General features: G+C 54.8%; 1 protein-coding gene and 1 pseudogene. Both read right to left on the bottom strand.

The window, feature by feature from the left end:
* Window positions 1-285 (bottom strand): annotated as a pseudogene (locus EOA24_RS38495) (plasmid partitioning protein RepB); the annotation flags it as partial.
* Between the two features lie 67 nt (window positions 286-352).
* On the bottom strand, window positions 353-1231 hold an 879-nt coding region (gene repA, locus EOA24_RS38490; RefSeq protein ID WP_127410854.1), incomplete at its 5' end, for a plasmid partitioning protein RepA.

Below are 1231 nucleotides of genomic sequence, written 5' to 3'. Positions count from 1 at the left end.
ATCCTGTCCCCTCTCCCTGACGGCCTCCAGCAGTTCGTGGTATGCGTCGTCCTCATCAACGCTCATGCGATCAGGCACAAATGACCTGTCGACCAAGTCGGGATCAATTTCAATAACCGTTTCGCCTTCGGCGAGCTTGGAGGCTTGCCTGGCCAGTTCATCGATCGACGATGAGATGGACCTCGCCGCTCCGAATTTGCGAAACCGGGAAGCTGGCTCGCCATCTTCTGCCGTTTCGGGCGCGGATTCCCGCATCAAATTGTCGAAAATGTGCTTTCTTGCCATTTCAGCGTCCCAAAATTTGGGTCATTCATCTGATTTCATTGCATTAAAACCTGACTTAGACGGCCGTCTATTTCGCACGTCCCCATGCCCCGTGGATTAGTTCTCTGATTTCCGCGTTAACCGCTTCCATCGACTCCATGGCGCGGTCGTACGTTGCCCTATTCATCCCGGATTTCTCGACCTCATAAAGCGTCTGCTTCGTCAGCCCAGCATCCGAAATAGCGGTCGATTTCAACATCGGCGTCTTGAGCATTTGCGACGCGAGCATTGACTGCATGAATCCGACCATCTGGGCTTGCGGGACGTCGGTCGGCTCGTATCGAGTGATCAAATATCTGAACCAATCTAAATCTACTTCGCCGCCCGCCTCGCGAATTGTCTTCAGGATGTCGCCGAGCATCAGAAGGAACTGCGACATCGACATCAGGTCGAGCATCTGCGGATGTACAGTGATCAGCACCGAACTCGCCGCCGACAGAGCAGTCAGTGTCAAATAGCCGAGCTGGGGCGGACAATCGATTACGACCACGTCATAACGGTCATCGACCTCCTGCAATACCTTTTCGATGCGATTCCAAAACGTCCTGCCGGCGACGGAATTCTTATCCTGCATCGCCAGTGGAGTGTCGTACTCATATTCCTGCAATTCGAGCGATGCAGGGATAAGTTCAAGGCCTGGAAAGTTTGTCGGCAAAATTACGTCGGTGATGGGCTTCCGCTCGTCGTCGTAGCGGATCGCTTCATAGATCGACGGATTCTTGTCGAGTTCGGGTTGGATGCCGTGGAGGGCCGACAGCGAAGCCTGTGGGTCAAGGTCGATGGCCAGTACACGGTGCCCGGTTAGCGCCAGATGTTGCGCAAGGTGTGCGGCCGTCGTCGTCTTTCCGCTGCCCCCCTTGAAATTAACAACAGCAACGACCTGCAGCTTCTCTCCCCTGCGGCGGTG

The organism is Mesorhizobium sp. M2A.F.Ca.ET.039.01.1.1, assembly GCF_003998035.1.
In the GTDB taxonomy this organism is placed as follows: domain Bacteria; phylum Pseudomonadota; class Alphaproteobacteria; order Rhizobiales; family Rhizobiaceae; genus Mesorhizobium.
The sequence above is the reverse complement of the archived record's forward strand: the minus strand, read 5'-3'. Positions and strand labels throughout refer to the sequence as shown.